This window comes from Streptomyces sp. NPDC054840, assembly GCF_053611065.1.
The window spans coordinates 1-1,825 of the sequence record NZ_JBSGZP010001019.1; the positions used below are offsets into that span (position 1 = coordinate 1).

Sequence of the window (1,825 nt, forward strand, 5' to 3'; positions counted from 1 at the left end):
GCCCGGAGGAGGTACCGCCACCGGAGCGACGGCCGCGACCGCCGGCCGCCGGAGCACCACCCGTGGCGGCACCGGTGCGCGGCCCACCGCCCGAGCGGCGGCGCGCGCCGGAGCCCGTACCGGAGCCGGAGCGCTGCTTCGGCGCGGTCGGCTGCGGGACCTCCAGCACCACCGGGATGCCCGAGGGCTCCTTGGCGCCGGTCAGCCGGGCCAGTTCCTCGTCGGAGGACTTGATCTGCGCGGTGCGCGGGGAGATCCCGGCGTCCGACATCAGACGGGTCATGTCCCGCTTCTGGTCGGGGAGCACCAGGGTGACCACGCTGCCGGACTCACCGGCACGGGCGGTACGGCCGCCGCGGTGCAGGTAGTCCTTGTGGTCGCTGGGCGGGTCCACGTTGACGACGAGGTCGAGGTCGTCGATGTGGATGCCGCGCGCCGCGACGTTGGTGGCGACCAGCGCGGTGACCTCGCCCGTCTTGAACCAGTCGAGGGTGCGGTTGCGCTGCGGCTGGGAGCGGCCGCCGTGCAGGCCGGAGGCGCGTACGCCGTCGGCGAGGAGCTTCTTGACCATGCGGTCGACCCCGCGCTTGGTGTCGACGAACATGATCACCCGGCCGTCGCGAGCGGCTATACGCGTCGCCACGGCCTTCTTGTCGGTCTCGTCCATGACGTACAGGACGTGGTGCTCCATGGTGGTGACCGCGCCGGCCGACGGGTCGACGGAGTGGCCGACCGGGTCGGTCAGGAACATCTTGACGAGCTTGTCGATGTTCTTGTCCAGCGTCGCCGAGAACAGCATCCGCTGGCCGCCGGCCTCGACCTGCTTGAGCAGCGCCGTGACCTGAGGCATGAAGCCCATGTCGGTCATCTGATCGGCCTCGTCGAGGACGGTGATCGAGACCTGCGAGAGGTCGGCGTCACCACGGTCGATGAGGTCCTTCAGTCGGCCAGGGGTGGCGACGAGCACCTCGGCGCCGCGGCGCAGGGCGCCCGACTGCCGGTTGATCGACATGCCGCCGACGACGGTCGCGATGCGCAGGTTGACGGCCGTGGCGTACGGGGCCAGGGCGTCGGTGACCTGCTGCGCGAGCTCACGGGTCGGTACGAGGACCAGCGCGAGCGGTGCCTTCGGCTGCGCACGGCGGCCGGCGGTACGGGCCAGCAGGGCCAGGCCGAAGGCCAGCGTCTTGCCGGAGCCGGTACGGCCGCGGCCGAGCAGGTCACGGCCGGCGAGGGAGTTCGGCAGCGTCGCGGCCTGGATCGGGAACGGCTCGGTGACGCCCTGGGCGGCGAGGGTCTTCAGCAGCGCCTCGGGCATGTCCATGTCGCCGAACGACTCGACCGGCGGCAGCGCCGGGGCGATCGGCTCGGGCATGGTGAATTCCTGGGGCCGGGCAACGGGCGCGGACTTCTGCCGTCCCGCGCCAGACTTCGGACGCCCCTGGGCCGCGCCTCGGCCCCGGGTGGGGCGGCGGCTGGGTCGTGCGGAGCTGGAGCTGGTCATGCGAGAAAGCCCTCCTGAAACCGGCAGGTAAAACAAAGGTCGAAACAGCAGACAAGCCGGGGCCCGCACCTGGCGGTGCGGACCCCGGCATGCTGAAGAACTTAGGCGGGGATGATGTTCTCCGCCTGGGGGCCCTTCTGGCCCTGGGTGACGTCGAAGGACACGCGCTGGCCCTCCTGGAGCTCACGGAAGCCCTGGGTGGCGATGTTCGAGTAGTGGGCGAAGACGTCCGGGCCGCCACCGTCCTGCTCGATGAAGCCGAAGCCCTTTTCCGAGTTGAACCACTTCACGGTGCCAAGTGCCATTTTAAATCTCCTGAAT

At 70.6% G+C, this 1,825-nt stretch carries 2 protein-coding genes; both read right to left on the minus strand.

Annotated elements, in window-relative coordinates:
* The coding region (locus tag ACWGIU_RS37045) for a DEAD/DEAH box helicase (protein ID WP_453712457.1) at positions 1-1,504 on the minus strand (1,504 nt) is incomplete at its 3' end.
* Between the two features lie 101 nt (positions 1,505-1,605).
* Positions 1,606-1,809, minus strand: coding sequence for a cold-shock protein (locus ACWGIU_RS37050; protein WP_030010141.1), 204 nt, complete (start codon positions 1,807-1,809; stop codon positions 1,606-1,608).
* Between the last annotated feature and the right edge of the window lie 16 nt (positions 1,810-1,825).